The sequence below is a fragment of the Parafilimonas sp. genome (assembly GCF_047606085.1).
In the GTDB taxonomy this organism is placed as follows: domain Bacteria; phylum Bacteroidota; class Bacteroidia; order Chitinophagales; family Chitinophagaceae; genus Parafilimonas.
On the sequence record NZ_JASGEX010000010.1, the window covers coordinates 1 to 15045 of the forward strand.

General features: G+C 41.9%; 11 protein-coding genes. 7 read left to right on the top strand and 4 right to left on the bottom strand.

The features are described from left to right. From hisB to QM629_RS00995, 3 genes are all read left to right on the top strand, one after another. Nucleotides 1-578: histidinol-phosphatase (gene hisB / locus QM629_RS00985; protein ID WP_415156266.1), on the top strand; the 578-nt coding region annotated here is incomplete at its 5' end. Nucleotides 579-916: 338 nt separating this feature from the next. Next, entirely contained in the window at nt 917-1105 is a 189-nt protein-coding gene (locus tag QM629_RS00990) for a hypothetical protein (RefSeq protein WP_415156268.1), read from the top strand. A gap of 49 nt (nt 1106-1154) precedes the next feature. Then, complete coding sequence (locus tag QM629_RS00995; protein ID WP_415156270.1) at nt 1155-1562, top strand: DUF5053 domain-containing protein; 408 nt, start codon at nt 1155-1157, stop codon at nt 1560-1562. Here QM629_RS00995 and QM629_RS01000 read toward each other — a convergent pair. Then, nucleotides 1554-2603 (bottom strand): RluA family pseudouridine synthase, encoded by a 1050-nt coding sequence (locus tag QM629_RS01000; RefSeq protein ID WP_415156272.1) that lies wholly within the window; start codon nt 2601-2603, stop codon nt 1554-1556. The genes QM629_RS00995 and QM629_RS01000 overlap by 9 nt on opposite strands. A gap of 45 nt (nt 2604-2648) precedes the next feature. On the opposite strand from QM629_RS01000, the gene lipB reads away from it, so the two are divergent. The 3 genes from lipB (at nt 2649) to QM629_RS01015 (ending at nt 4204) form a co-directional block, all read left to right on the top strand. Further along, nucleotides 2649-3350 carry a lipoyl(octanoyl) transferase LipB gene (gene lipB / locus QM629_RS01005; RefSeq protein ID WP_415156274.1) on the top strand — a complete coding sequence of 234 codons (702 nt, stop codon included), beginning with the start codon at nt 2649-2651 and terminating at the stop codon, nt 3348-3350. Nucleotides 3351-3501: 151 nt separating this feature from the next. Next, nucleotides 3502-4080, top strand: a complete 579-nt coding sequence (locus QM629_RS01010) for a hypothetical protein (RefSeq protein ID WP_415156276.1) — start codon at nt 3502-3504, stop codon at nt 4078-4080. Next, nucleotides 4052-4204, top strand: coding sequence for a hypothetical protein (locus QM629_RS01015; RefSeq protein WP_415156278.1), 153 nt, complete (start codon nt 4052-4054; stop codon nt 4202-4204). The genes QM629_RS01010 and QM629_RS01015 overlap by 29 nt, the downstream gene beginning before the upstream one ends. A 235-nt stretch (nt 4205-4439) precedes the next feature. On the opposite strand, the gene QM629_RS01020 is transcribed toward QM629_RS01015, so the two are convergent. Both QM629_RS01020 and QM629_RS01025 read right to left on the bottom strand, forming a co-directional pair. Beyond that, entirely contained in the window at nt 4440-6476 is a 2037-nt protein-coding gene (locus QM629_RS01020; protein ID WP_415156280.1) for a DUF5689 domain-containing protein, read from the bottom strand. A 19-nt stretch (nt 6477-6495) separates the two neighbouring features. Further along, nucleotides 6496-9090 (bottom strand): TonB-dependent receptor, encoded by a 2595-nt coding sequence (locus QM629_RS01025; protein ID WP_415156282.1) that lies wholly within the window; start codon nt 9088-9090, stop codon nt 6496-6498. Between the two features lie 237 nt (nt 9091-9327). Here QM629_RS01025 and QM629_RS01030 point away from each other — a divergent pair, with 237 nt between their 5' ends. Continuing rightward, nucleotides 9328-10365 (top strand): endonuclease/exonuclease/phosphatase, encoded by a 1038-nt coding sequence (locus tag QM629_RS01030; protein WP_415156284.1) that lies wholly within the window; start codon nt 9328-9330, stop codon nt 10363-10365. A 206-nt stretch (nt 10366-10571) separates the two neighbouring features. Here QM629_RS01030 and rpoC read toward each other — a convergent pair whose 3' ends face one another. Then, nucleotides 10572-14867 (bottom strand): DNA-directed RNA polymerase subunit beta', encoded by a 4296-nt coding sequence (gene rpoC / locus QM629_RS01035; protein WP_415156286.1) that lies wholly within the window; start codon nt 14865-14867, stop codon nt 10572-10574. Nucleotides 14868-15045: the final 178 nt, after the last annotated feature.

Consider the following 15045-nt stretch of genomic DNA (forward strand, 5'->3'; position numbering starts at 1 on the left):
CTATGGCAAAGAAACTTTTATTTATTGACCGCGATGGCACATTGATTATTGAACCCAAAGGCGGCAACATTGACAGTTGGGATAAACTTGAATTTTTTCCGCATGTATTTAAATACCTTAACCTGATTGCAACGGAACTCGACTATGAACTGGTAATTGTAAGCAACCAGGACGGGCTGGGCACGCCTTCATTCCCATACAGCCATTTTCAGCCTATACAGGATTTTATAATGAAGGCTTTTGAAAATGAAAACATCAATTTCAGCGCCGTATATTTCGATCCATCTTTTAAGCATGAAAAATCGCCCAACCGCAAACCACGTATCGGTCTGGTGAAGCATTACCTGGATGATCCCGGCTATGATGTGCCGAACTCTCTGGTGATTGGCGACAGGATAACCGATGTGCAGTTAGCCAAAAACCTCGGCTGCAAATGCATCTGGATACACCGCAATGAAGGCCTTGGCATGAAAGAAATAACCGACACCGTTGAAGTGCTGCGTGCAACAGCATTGGCGCTTGAAACCACCAACTGGAAAGATATTTATGAATATTTGAAGCGGCTGAATGAGAAGTAGCTGAGATATCTTCTCCCTGTTTATTCTTGATCAGAAAATTTTTGCTTCCTGCATCCCCGATGTCAGAAGGCAATAAAATTGTATTGAAAAACATAAAGGCAGATATTATGCTGGGCGAGACCTACCGCCAGCAATTTCTGTCACACATCAATAATAAAACGATAGGCAGGTAAAATTTAAGCACAGAACAGAGCATCAGCCATTATTATACTTTTGCCACTCCTGCGCTAACAAACGGTTATCATCGGGTAAAGACAGCAGTTATATACCGGATATTTTTAAAAATTCCGGAATAGTTTAATTACAAAAATGTAATTTCGCTTTGTCAGCCTAAGCAGATGAATGAGATTTTAAAGAGCGTAATTCTTGAAATAGCGCAGGTAAAGCATACCATAAATCAGCTTAATAAAATGACGGAATTCACCGGAAGGAGTTATGAAAAGGAAATAAATTTTCTGCTTGACAGATTAAGCACGCTGCAAAAAATTAAAGATGCGATTGAAAAACAAAAAGGTAAAAGTAATTAAGCTAACCATAACCAATCTGCAGCATTTATTTAAAAAGTAAAATTGAATTATGGAACTGAAAACGGAACTTGAAAAATTAAAAAAATATATTGGTAAGCCTGGTAAAAGTTTTGATAAGCAACTGGCCATTATTAAAAAGAATTTTCCTTCTCAAAAGGATAAGGTCGTTATTGATAAGTTTATCAGAAAAGAAATGAATGAGCTTACAATGCACCTGGATGAATTTATTCAGGAAACATCACTAAAGCTGCAATTAGCCGAAGTTTCAGAAATTGTTTCACTGTCTTACATTGCGAAAAATTATTTTAACAAGACAAGCCAATGGTTATATGCACGAATCAATGGAAATTTTGTAAACGGCAAACCAGGTAAATTGAAACCGGAAGATGTGAATACGCTTAATTTTGCTTTACAGGATATTGCTAAAAAAATCGGCTCAACAAAAATTTCAGTGTAAGCTTTTGTTACCGGCGTAGCTTCTCCATTTCTCAATCAGCAGCCGCATATCATCAGGCAAAGGCGCTTCAAAAAATAATTCCTTATTTGTTCTGGGATGAACAAAGCCCAGCGTGGCAGCGTGCAAAGCAACACGCGGACAAACCTCAAAACAATTCTCTACAAACTGTTTATACTTTGTATAGATTGTTCCTTTTAAAATCTTATCGCCGCCATATTCCACATCATTAAATAAAGTATGGCCGATATATTTCATGTGCACACGAATCTGGTGTGTGCGACCTGTTTCCAGCCTGCACTCAACTTCAGTTACATAATTAAACCGCTCAATTATTTTATAATGCGTAATGGCATGCTTACCATGATCGCCTTCCGGGTAAGCATCAAACATTTTACGATAACGCAAATGCCGGCCAACATGTGCTACAATCGTACCTTCATCTTTTTCTACATTCCCCCATACAACGGCAATATATTTTCGCGAAACCGTATGGTTAAAAAACTGTTTGGCCAAATGCGCAGCAGCTTCTGCTGTTTTGGCAAGTACAATCAACCCGGTTGTATTTTTATCTATGCGGTGAACAAGGCCATATCTTGGCAGGCTATCTTCTGTTAAATCCGGTTCTTGCTGAAGCAAATGATAGGCAACGCCGTTTAGTAAGGTGCCTGTATAATTACCAACGCCCGGATGAACAACCATATTGGGTGGCTTATTTATAACCATCACATCTTTATCTTCATATACAATATTTAACGGAATATTTTCAGCCTTAACTTCCGTATATTCAGGGTTTACCAGGCTCATTAAAAGAATATCATCGCCTGGTTTTACTTTATAATTACTTTTTACAGGCTTGCCGTTTACAGTTAAAAAGGCAGCATCAATCGCCTGCTGCACTTTATTGCGGCTGGCATTTTCAATGCGCTGCTGCACCCATTTATCAATGCGCAAAGGTTCCTGGCCGGCATCCACCTTAAAGGTTTTGCGCTCATATAATTCATCTGCCGGTTCTTCTTTTATGATCTCTTCATCATTGTTCATGGCTGCAAAAGTAAGTTGCCCGGCTACTTATTGTAATTTTGCAGCATGCGTGAAATTATTTTGCAGGACCTAGGGCATCGCTCTTATAAACTAACCTGGGATTACCAGGAAGCATTGCTTCAGCAAAAAATAAAAGCAAAGCAGGAAAGCCTAAGCCAGCCTGATTATTTATTATTTGTTGAACACAACCCGGTTTATACATTGGGCAAGAACGGTAAAGAAAAAAACCTGCTGATAACTGAGAAAATGCTGGAAGCCAAAGGCATTGAATATTTTCATATCAACAGGGGCGGCGATATAACTTTTCACGGGCCGGAGCAATTGGTTGGTTACCCTATTTTAGACCTTGATAATTATAAAACCGATCTCGGCTGGTATTTACGCAGCCTGGAAGAAGTAATTATTTTAACTATTGGTGAATATGGTTTGAAAGGCGAGCGAAGCGCAGGTGAAACCGGCGTTTGGCTGGATGCAGCAATTAAGGGAAAGGAAAGAAAAATTTGTGCGATGGGCATTCGATGCAGCCGGTGGATAACCATGCATGGCTTTGCGCTGAATGTAAATGTTGACCTGAAGTATTTCAATTTTATTACACCTTGCGGCATACAGGATAAGCAGGTTACTTCCATACAAAAAGAACTTGGTTATGCAATTGATATGAATGAAATAAAAGAAAAACTGGTTAAAAATTTTGAGCAGGTTTTTGATGCTCATGTTTTAATGCCTGCGGCAAATCTTTCCGAATAAACATTCTGCTGCCTGCTTCATTTGTTTAAGTTTTCTTAAAGAAAAGAGTTGCTCTAACATTATACGATTATATTCGTACGTTTGATGTACGAAATATTTCGTTAATTAAAGCCACACAAATATTAAAAAGACATTCCTGCAAACTTTTAGAATGAGATTATTCGTGCTGCCTGCAACAGCTTTGCTGCTTTGTTCCTGGGAAAATCCCTGCATGTATAATTATGCTAACAGGAAAATGGATGAAACAATTAATAAAACCGATACATTGCCTGGAAGCAAAACAAAGGATTTTGATAAGGAGGTAGAAGCGCTTAATAAAAACATGGCAAAGCTTAACAAGCAAATGAACGAGATAAAGGTGAATGTTGATAAAGAGGTTGCCAACGCAATGGCTTCTGTTGATGCTGAAGCCATACAAAAGCAGGTGCAGGAAAGCATCAATAAAATAGATTGGGATAAGGTTCAGCAGGATGCGGATGTTTCCATTGAAAAAGCAAGAGCACAAATTGCAAAGGCAGATTTTTCCAAAGTGCAGCATGATATACAGGCTTTGCAGGAGAAATTTAAAAGTGAAGAATTTAAATCGCAGTTTAACGGTGAAAAATTGCAAAAGCAGATTGATGTGGCAATGGCCAATGCAAAAGAAAGCATTGAAAAGGCAAAAGCAAAGCTGCAGCAAATGAAAGATTTTACAGACGCGCTTGCTGCAGAAGAAGGGATATACCATTGAATGGAAGGAGGGTGATTTATACATCAATCATCAGAAACAATCAAAAGATATTTCTGATAAGTATCGTAAATATGAAAGTACCGGCAAAATAAAAATGATGCCGGATGATGCAGAGTATTTTTAAACACCTGGCTGGTCGGCCCGCGAAGCGGTCTGACCGAAGAAAACTTTGGAAAGCCGCCATACAATTCATACAGGATTGTATAGACTGGCTCAGTCTTTTGAGACTGAGCCAGTCTTGATAAAGGCTGCTGCTGAATAAATTGCCGGATTTTACCTTTGATATTCCGCACTATCTGCAGGAACTATATAAGAATAACAATTTCAATTAAATTAATGCTATTGTAAATCAGGTTTAATCAGTTCCATTTTATTTCCACGTCATCAATACCGGTAGAAGCCCTGCTGCCACTGCCGGTTGTAGCGCTTAGCGTAACAATACGAATCCATACTTTAGAATTTTTATCATTCAATGCGCTTCCAAAATTTGCAGTTACAGATGTATTGCTGAAAGTTGAACCTGTTATTATAGCTGATGGCGATGTTGTTACAGGAATGAATGTGTCGGGGTTATCGCCCAAAGCATAATCAACCTGCCAGGTTGTAGTGCGGCCAACGCCGTCTGCCAGGGATTGCAATAAAAAACTAAATACAAAATTTGTCTTGCCCGTTGTATTGTTTATTTCAAATACAAAGGCGGCGCCCGGGTCAAAGCCGGTTGCGCTGGTTTGCTTAACACCCAATGCCCTGTTGATGGAAGCATTCTGATCTGCAGAACTGCTTGCGGCATCTAAGCCTGTTGCGCTTGCATAATTTTTAAAGCCGGATGAAGTATTACTCCAGGAAGCCTGGTTGCCGCTGTAAACACCATCAGCGCCGATGAATGTGGATGAAGCAGCCGTTTTTACAAACACACCCTGTGGTAATCCTGCTGCTATATTATCAAAGTTTATATTGGCCGGCGATGTTGTTAATTCAATGCCATCGCTATCGTTATTGCTGCCGCTTGTTGTTACATCGGTTGTATTGCGTATGGTAAACTCTTTCGTACTGCCGAAAAATTTTGCAAAGCCAATCCAGTCGCTTTCTTCTGTGGGCAAATTATCATTTGCAAAGCTGGCAGATGCAGCAGTATATAAAGTAATGTTGCCGGAAGCATCTGTTAATGTTCTGCTGCCTGAATAGGTTGCGCCGCCACTGGCTGTTGCGTTGCTGATCTTTATTAAAGTAAATTCAATATCTGATAAGTTTGAATTGATTTGTGCAATGGAAAGCTGCTGCGGGATAACCGTTCTTCCTGTTGCAACCGGCGTTGGCTTTATAGTGCCTGATGCCGTTTTTATTTCAAGCGAGCCATTATAGTTTTGTAAGGAATCGCCGGTTATATCCAATACAATTGAATCGCCGGTGTTATAAGTTATTGTTCCGCCAAAGTAAACGGAAATACCTGCATTGCCATCCTGCAAGACCACATTGCCATTGGCAATATTTTTATTAACCGCATCTGATATTACAACACCGCCAATTTTATAGGCGCCAAGCTTTATATCGCTGCCTTTATACATGCTGCGGATATTGGCGATAGATGTTTCAACGGCAGGCCCGCCGTTGCAGCGTATGCCGTTAAACTGTACATCGCCTGTATCGCGTATAAAAATCTGTTTGCCTGTATTGTAAACAGAATAAATGCAGGTGATGGCTCCATTACCGTTAGGAACATTGGCGCCTGCAAAATTTGCAAAGCCGCTGCTGCGCAGCGTGATGCTTTTATTGCTGCAATTCTTCAATACAAAATTTACAGCATTATGCGAGGCGGAAGTATCGGCATACGTTTTACTGGTATCGGCTTCATCAAACTCCATATTCGTTAATTGTATCAGCATGTTTTGATAGCTGTCGTTCAAGTCGCCTATATCAACCATCTTTGGCGTTGCGGGAATATTATTGGCGCCTTTAATTACGTATTGGTTTTTTAACGGCGCGGCAATGGCGCTTATATTGTTGCTGGCATCTTTGCCTGCGCCAATTTCAATAAGCCTGTTATCATCGTATAATATAAGGCCATTCAATTTTACATAAACATTTCTGCCAACCGGATAGGAAGTGTATAGATTATAATCATCAATATTGATGGCAATGCCCGCTGTTGAGTCTTCAATAATGATCTGCTTATAAAAATTGCCGGACGAATCATTGGCAATAACAATGCCTTCAATTATATCATCTGTTGAAATGGTTTCATAACTGCCGGTTGTATGCATAGCTTTCAATTGGGCAATCGTTAATGTGGGTGTAAGATCAGGCGGCAGGTAAGCCGGCGGTTCATCAAATTTCTTGTTGCAGGAAATAATTGCAAAGGCAAAGGCGGAACAGATAATCAAGGCTGATGTTTTCATACGAAGTGTTTTAGGCGGTTTAAAAACGTAAGGCAATACTTGCGAAATAATTTAATCCATAAGCGTAATAATATTTGGGCGGAAATTTATTGATGTCTGATGTTGTGTAATCGTAACGCAATTGTTCATAGCCACCTGAAATAATATCCCTGTTGTTGAGCATATTGCTGATGCCTGCATACATAGCCAGATACAGTGGTTTCTTATGAAAACCTGAACCAATGTAGGTGTGTGGTATCTTCCACGAATAACCTGCAAATACATCAATAGTATATTGTGCATCTAAACGTTGCTGATCAATCACTGCATGAAACAGATCACTTTTGGGGTCTAAATTTTCGGTTGCTAATGCCGTTCTGCGCACGGGATTAAAATCAAGCCACATATAATCAAAATAATTGCCGGTTAAGCTGATGATCCAGAATTTTGGAGAACGATACGTAACGGTAAAGCTATAAGCATTCTGTGGCGTTGATGGGATGCGGTAATTATTCGAATAAACTGTTTCTTTATTTAAGATGGTTGCTGTATTATCAACTGTTGTTATGGCCTGCTGGCGGCTGTTGTAATAATATCTTCCCACGGCAGCGGCGCCGCTAATCGTTATATTGCGGGCAATATTCGCTTCAAATCCAAACTCTCCTCCAAAATATAATTTATCAATGTGGCTTAAAGCATAGTTTACAAAATCCCGGTATTCGTCGTGATAAAAAGTAAGCACATTAAAAGCGTGCTTCATTTGTGTGTAATACCCAATTAAATGAATTTTAAGCTTGGGTGCGTTTAAAATATAGCCGCCTTCAAGCGTTTGAATATTTTCACTGCGCAAGCTATCCTGCACAAAATCCCTTGTTCTTGGTGAAACGTAAGCATCTTCAAAATAAGGCGCCCGGGTTAGCAAAGCGCTGCTTATGGATAAATAATTCCTTCCATTGATTTTATACGTGATTCCACCTTTAACAGCATAATTGTAAAAAAGATTGGGTGCAGATTTTCCATAAGAGTTATTCGGGAACAAACCATTCCTAACATTACCAATTCTTCTGAAAATGGTTTGCGAACCTTCGCCGGCAATAAAGAAATCAATATGCGGAAACCTGAAAACGAATTGCGACCAGGCAGCTATCTTATCAGTTTTAATATTGTAATCGTAACCATATTTACCACCCGTTTTTACAATACGGCTGGGATGGTTTAAATCGTTTTGATAAGCAGTATTATCCGTCGGAAATTCCCTTTGTGCAAACTGGTTTACATCAACCCAGAAACTGCCGCCCAGTAAATCTTTTATGCGCTGGAAATAATTGTTGTTGGTTGACTGATAGCTTTCACCTGCCGTAAAATCAATATGATCGCTTATGTGCGCATTTAAAACGGAATTGAAGATAATGCGCCTGCTATTGGTTACCCTTTCTCCCAGTATGTAATAGGAACGGTTGCCGGTTACCGTATTGCCTTCAACGCCGTTTGCATTATTAATGGCCGCAGTATTATAACGGTTAATGTTGTATAAATTGTCCCAGTTTATCTGCCTTGCCGCCTCATTATTTTTCAGGTTATCATATACCTGTTGCTGCTGGTAAGCATCATCCTTATAATAAGAAGGCAGGTAGCGGTAATAATCAGGCCGGGGGTCGGGCGCATTATACCAGTCAAGCGCTGAATACAAGCGTTTGCCGGATATATAGCCAAGTGAAGTTGTAATATTTGTTTTGTTGGTGATGCGAAAATCGTGTGTAAGCAAAATAACCGGTTGGTTTGATTGGCTGATACCGGCATTTCTTTTCCTGCCGTTTTGATAACCCCACAATGGGTTATAATAATGCGTGCCTGCAATGCCGGTCATTTCCTGTGTAGAAGCGCTTTGCCTGCCACTTTCTGTGGGAGCAGCAAAAGCAACAAACGATAATATTTGTTTTTGGCCTAATTTTTTATCAACCGCAGCAAACCAGCTATAGCCATTAAAATAAGTGCCGGGCGCATAGCCTTCATCCGCATAGCGCCAGCTTCCTGAAACTGTAAATGCCCAGCCTTGTTTATTCAATCCCGTGCTGTGTGTAAAAATGATGCGGTGGTCATAGCTTCTGTTTGACAAGGCATAACCTATGCCGGTTTGCGTTCTTTGCTTGCTGGCGCGCACATCAATATGGGTTGAATTACCTATATCGCCAAAAGCAAATGTGTTGTAGCGTATGCCGAAGTTGATGTCGCGGTTGCGGAACACATCATTCAATCCTCCCCATAAACCATAAGGGGTATAGCCGTTATCAAGGTTATCCATTGGAACGCCATTTATATACGTGGCCGAATTATCGGCATTGTAGCCGCGTATGCGAAACCTTGCCACGCTGAAATTGAATGTAGCCGCATTATAAAATGGGTCGTGGCCGGCGGTGAGCAAAGATGATATGTTCTGAGCGCTGGCCTCACCCAGGTCATTATCATCAAGCGTAATGATTGGGATATTATCGGCAGCATTATCTTTCCATTCGCCTATAAAGGATGAATCTGTTTCTGTGTTTGGGTTTGTAATATTGTTTTCGATGGTATTTTGCTGGCAAAAACCATATAGCGCGATGGCAAGAAAAACTGCAGTTAGCAATGATGTTTGCATAGGGCTAGTTAATTAAGGACAACTAATTTAACGGTTTACTTTTAAAACAGGAAATAATTTAATGGCCGGTTTGTTGCGGAAAGTATGATTTTGAGACTTTTTAACCGGCTGCATTCATAGGCAGCCATACATTATGGCTGCCGGAACTTTTCACCGTAAAGTTTTTTCATTGAAGGTTTAATAAGTTATTGGCCTGAAAGCTTTACATTTAAGCATAGCAAAATATTTTTTCCGGCAATGAAAACCACCCTGTTATTAAGCGCGCTGCTATTTGCTGTAAATTTATTCTCACAAAAACAGCAATATACGCCGGCCATTATTGCTTTTTATAATCTTGAAAATTTTTACGATACAGTTGATAACCCAAACACAAATGATGAAGATTTTTTGCCTGCCGGCGTTAAAAACTATAACGGTAAAGTATATCAGGAAAAGGTGCAGCACCTTGCAACGGTTATCTCGCAGATAGGTACGGATATCAATCCTGATGGCATTGCTTTTATCGGCGTTGCAGAAATTGAAAATGATACGGTATTGAACGATCTTATTCATCATCCCTTATTAAAAGAACGCAATTATGGTATGGTGCATTATGATTCAAGGGATATTCGCGGTGTAGATGTTGCGCTTTTATATAACCCTGCATATTTCACCGTTATCAGCAGTAAAAAATTATTTGTGCCCTTGCCGGAGGGCGCCAAAACAAGCGCTTTTACAAGAGATATTTTATGGGTGAAAGGTGTTTTAAATGGCGACACGGTTTATGTATTTGTTAATCACTGGCCAAGCAGGGTAGGAGGCGAGCAACGCAGCGCTTCCGGGCGTTTTGCTGCTGCGCAGGTTAATAAGCGTTTTATTGATTCGATTGAAAAGTATAAGCCCAATGCGAAGATCATTGTTATGGGTGATCTGAATGATGACCCCATAAATGCAAGTGTTACCAAAATTCTTGGCGCTAAAGGAAAAATGGAAGATGTAAAACCGGGCGGTTTATATAATCCCTGGATTGATTTATATAAAAAAGGAATTGGCACGCTGGCCTACCAGGATGCATGGGGCTTGTTTGACCAGATCATTATAAGCTATGCCTGGCTTGATAAAAACCAGGAAGGTTATTTCTTTTACCAGCCGCATATTTTCAATAAAGAATTTATGGTTGAAAATACGGGTAAGTATAAAGGCTACCCGATGCGCACATGGGATGGCAATGTTTTTCGCGGTGGCTACAGTGATCATTTTCCCACTTATATTGTTTTGCTGAGAAAAGTGCAGTAATAGCATAGCGCACAGAGCAAAGGAGATAACAGAGAGATAATCGCCTCTGTTGGCTTTGTGCCCTCCGTGCGATACACCCTTTGATGGCCATTCTGATAGATGACATTTTGGAATTGCATTCAAATCCTTTAATCCTTTCTGACTGGACTAAAATAAAAAAGCAGGAAACTTTCGCTCCCTGCTTTTTGTTTTATTGTTTTTAAAAACTACTCTTCATCGTCAAAATTCATGGCTTCACGTGTGGTGGTAAGCAATTCATATTCTTCCCTGCTGCCTACAATCATATTTTCAAACTCACGCAAGCCACTGCCCGCAGGAATTAAGTGGCCGGTAATTACGTTTTCTTTCAAGCCGAGCATATCATCGCTCTTGCCGTTTATGGCGGCAGAGCTTAGTACCTTGGTTGTTTCCTGGAATGATGCGGCTGAAATCCAGCTTTGCACGCCCAGCGAAGCTTTGGTAATACCCAGAAGAACCGGTCTTGCGGTGGCAGGTTCTGCATCCCTTACTTCAACCAGCTTTTTATCAGCGCGGCGCAAAACAGAGTTTTCTTCCCTTAACTCACGCAGTGAGATAATCTGGCCGGAACGCAGCCTGGCGCTTTCGCCTGGTTCTGTAACCACTTTCTTTTCAAACAGGCGGTCGTTTTCTTCAATAAAATCAAACCTGTCTTCCAGGTCTTCCTCCAGGAATTTGCTGTCGCCGGCATCCACAATTTCAATTTTCTTCATCATCTGGCGCACGATCACTTCAATGTGCTTGTCGTTTATGCGCACGCCCTGCAGGCGGTAAACTTCCTGAATTTCATTTACCACGTATTCCTGAACGGCAAAAGGCCCTTTAATGGCAAGAATGTCGGCAGGCGCTACCTGGCCGTCACTCAACGGCGTTCCTGCTTTTACGAAGTCGCCATCCTGAACCAATATCTGCCTTGTAAGCGGAACGAGGTATTTTTTTATGATACCGTCCCTTGCTTCAACAATGATCTCGCGGTTACCACGCTTTACATTGCCAAAAGTAACCACCCCGTCAATTTCAGAAACAATAGCAGGATTGCTTGGGTTTCTTGCTTCAAACAATTCCGTTACACGGGGAAGGCCCCCGGTTATATCGCCTGATTTGCGGAGTGTTCTCGGGATTTTTACAATTACATCGCCCGCAGCTACCGCATCGCCTTCCTCAAGGATCAAACGGCTGCCTACAGGCAGGTTGTACGATTTTGTGTCTTTGGCGCCTTCTACTATTATTGAAGGTATCTTGGTTTTATCTTTTGTTTCTATAACCACTTTATCGCGATGGCCTGTTTGTTCATCGGCTTCTTCGCGGTAGGTAATGCCTTCCAATACGTTCTCAAACTTAACTGTACCGGGTATTTCGGCAACAACAACGTTGTTGAACGGATCCCATGTACATATAGTATCGCCTTTCTTCACTGCCTGCCCGTCTTTTACAGCAAGCACAGAACCGTAAGGAATATTATTGGTGATAAGGAGACGATCGTTTTTCAGATCCATGATACGAACCTCGCCGGTACGGCCGATTACAACATGAATTTTATTGCCTTCATTGTTTACTGCCTGAACAGTGCGCAAACCGTCGAAGTGTATGGTACCATCAAATTTGGCAGTTAATGCAGATTCAATGGAAGCGCCGCCTGCAACACCACCTACGTGGAAGGTACGCAAAGTAAGCTGTGTGCCAGGCTCCCCGATTGACTGGGCGGCAATGATACCTACGGCATCACCACGCTGTGCGAGGTAGCCGGTAGCCAGGTTTTTACCATAGCATTTCACGCATACTCCGCGTTTGCTTTCGCAGGTTAATACAGAACGTATTTCCACGCTTTCAATGCCCGATTCATCAATTTGTTTGGCAACATCCTGGGAAATTTCTTCGCCAGCTTTAATAATCAGCTCATCTGTATGCGGATCGTAAACATCATGCAATGAAGTACGGCCCTGTATGCGGTCAGCCAAAGATTCAATGATGTCTTCATTATCTTTTAATGCAGAAGTGGCAATGCCACGCAAGGTGCCGCAATCTTCTTCAGATATCACCACATCCTGCGCCACGTCAACCAAACGGCGGGTTAAGTAACCGGCATCCGCTGTTTTCAGGGCGGTATCGGCCAAACCTTTACGGGCGCCGTGCGTAGAGATAAAGTAATCCAACACATTCAGCCCGCCTTTAAAGTTAGAGAGGATCGGGTTTTCGATTACTTCGGAACCGCTTGAACCGCTTTTTCTTGGCTTTGCCATCAGCCCGCGAATGCCCACCAACTGCTTTACCTGTGTTTTAGAACCACGGGCGCCGGAGTCAAGCATCATGTAAACGGAATTGAAACCGTGCTTATCACGCGCCATTTCATGAATCAAAGATTCTGTGATGCGCATATCCACACGGCCCCAGATGTCAATAACCTGGTTATACCTTTCATTATTGGTGATGAGGCCCATGTTATAGCTTTCGCGTATGTCTTCCACTTCAGATTTTGCATTCTCAATCATTTCATTCCTTACATCAGGAACAATCAAATCGTTTACGCTGAAGCTTAAGCCACCGCGGAAGGCCATGCGGAAACCAAGGGTTTTAATATCATCCAAAAACTTAGCCGACTGCGGAACGTCAGTGATCTTGATGATATCGCCGATAATCTCCCGAAGGTTTTTCTTCGTAAGCAATGCGTTAATGTAACCTACTTTTTGCGGTACAAACTGGTTGAACATGACGCGGCCAACGGTTGTTTCAATTAGTTTCTTCACTATTTCACCGCTCTTCTCACGCACATCTGCACGCACTTTAATATGCGCATGCAAATCAACCTTGCCTTCATTGTAAGCTATCATTACTTCTTCCAGGCTGTAGAAAGATTTGCCTTCGCCCTTTACAGGTTCTTCCGGCGTGCCTTTTTTGCCCTTTGTAATGTAGTAAAGGCCCAATACCATGTCTTGTGAAGGAAGCGTGATTGGCGTGCCATTTTGCGGGTTAAGAATGTTGTGCGAAGACAACATTAATAACTGCGCTTCCAGAATGGCTGCATTGCTCAGCGGAACGTGCACCGCCATCTGGTCACCATCAAAGTCAGCGTTGAACGCTGTGGTTACCAACGGGTGCAATTGTATAGCTTTACCTTCTACCAGTTTAGGCTGGAACGCCTGGATGGATAAACGGTGCAGCGTGGGGGCGCGGTTAAGCATAACCGGGTGCCCTTTCAATATATTTTCGAGAATATCCCAAACAACAGCATCTTTTCTGTCAACTAATTTCTTGGCAGATTTTACTGTTTTTACGATACCTCTTTCAATTAATTTCCTGATGATAAATGGCTTAAACAATTCTGCAGCCATATCTTTTGGCAAACCGCACTCGTGCATTTTCAGCTCAGGGCCAACCACGATAACAGAACGGCCGGAATAGTCAACACGTTTACCCAGCAGGTTCTGGCGGAAACGACCCTGTTTACCTTTCAGCACATCGCTTAAAGATTTCAAAGCACGGCCGCCTTCAGCTTTCACCGCATTGGATTTACGGCTGTTATCGAATAAACTGTCAACCGCTTCCTGCAGCATACGTTTTTCATTGCGTAAGATCACTTCAGGCGCTTTAATTTCCAGCAAACGCTTCAGGCGGTTGTTACGAATGATAACACGGCGGTAAAGATCATTCAGGTCAGAAGAGGCAAAACGGCCGCCATCCAGGGGAACCAATGGCCTTAATTCCGGCGGAATAACCGGTATGTATTGCATTACCATCCATTCAGGGTGGTTACTGATCCTGGTGCTGGCATCGCGGAAGGCTTCCACCACACTCAGGCGTTTTAAGGCATCGGCTTTACGTTGCTGTGAAGTTTCGTTGGCCGCAGCATTTCTTAAAGTATAGCTGAGCTCATCCAGGTTGATGCGGGCCAGCAGGTCATGCACGGCTTCTGCACCCATCTTGGCGATGAATTTCTGCGGATCTTCATCCGGCAGGTATTGATTATCCTTTGGAAGGTTATCAATAATATCAAGGTATTCTTCTTCCGTTAAAAGGTCGCCCGTTTGCAACCCTTTATCTTCCCGAATACCCGGCTGAATAACGGCATACCTTTCATAATACACAATGGTTTCCAGCTTTTTAGAGCTTACGCCCAATAAATAGCCGATCTTGTTGGGAAGGCTTTTGAAGTACCAGATGTGCACCACCGGTACTACCAGCTTAATATGCCCCATTCTTTCACGGCGTACCTTTTTTTCAGTTACCTCTACGCCGCAACGGTCGCAAACAATGCCTTTATACCTGATCCGCTTATACTTGCCGCAGGCGCATTCGTAATCTTTTACAGGACCGAAAATGCGCTCGCAAAACAAACCGTCGCGCTCTGGCTTGTAGGTGCGGTAATTGATCGTTTCAGGTTTTAGAACTTCACCAAAGCTGCGTTCCAAAATACTATCGGGAGAGGCAAGGCCAATAGTTATTTTTGAAAAATTGGCTTTGGGACGATTTTCTTTTTTGATAGCCATATTGAAATTTCAATTTTTCTGATTATTTGTTTTTTGAATTTGGGTTACCGGCTTTGGCATTTCATGGCATCACGGTTGCGTCGCAACACTTGTGCAGCATAACATTATCCCAGCTATAATGAATAACATGAATGTTTTTGCAATGATGTAAATATGAAAAGTGAAAGACGGTTCGATG

Bases quoted from the DNA above. Each gene is read 5' to 3' on its own strand.
- QM629_RS00990 (WP_415156268.1), top strand. From the start codon at position 917: ATGAATGAGATTTTAAAGAGCGTAATTCTTGAAATAGCGCAGGTAAAG.
- QM629_RS00995 (WP_415156270.1), top strand. From the start codon at position 1,155: ATGGAACTGAAAACGGAACTTGAAAAATTAAAAAAATATATTGGTAAG.
- QM629_RS01000 (WP_415156272.1), bottom strand. From the start codon at position 2,603: ATGAACAATGATGAAGAGATCATAAAAGAAGAACCGGCAGATGAATTA.
- lipB (WP_415156274.1), top strand. From the start codon at position 2,649: ATGCGTGAAATTATTTTGCAGGACCTAGGGCATCGCTCTTATAAACTA.
- QM629_RS01010 (WP_415156276.1), top strand. From the start codon at position 3,502: ATGAGATTATTCGTGCTGCCTGCAACAGCTTTGCTGCTTTGTTCCTGG.
- QM629_RS01020 (WP_415156280.1), bottom strand. From the start codon at position 6,476: ATGAAAACATCAGCCTTGATTATCTGTTCCGCCTTTGCCTTTGCAATT.
- QM629_RS01025 (WP_415156282.1), bottom strand. From the start codon at position 9,090: ATGCAAACATCATTGCTAACTGCAGTTTTTCTTGCCATCGCGCTATAT.
- QM629_RS01030 (WP_415156284.1), top strand. From the start codon at position 9,328: ATGAAAACCACCCTGTTATTAAGCGCGCTGCTATTTGCTGTAAATTTA.
- rpoC (WP_415156286.1), bottom strand. From the start codon at position 14,867: ATGGCTATCAAAAAAGAAAATCGTCCCAAAGCCAATTTTTCAAAAATA.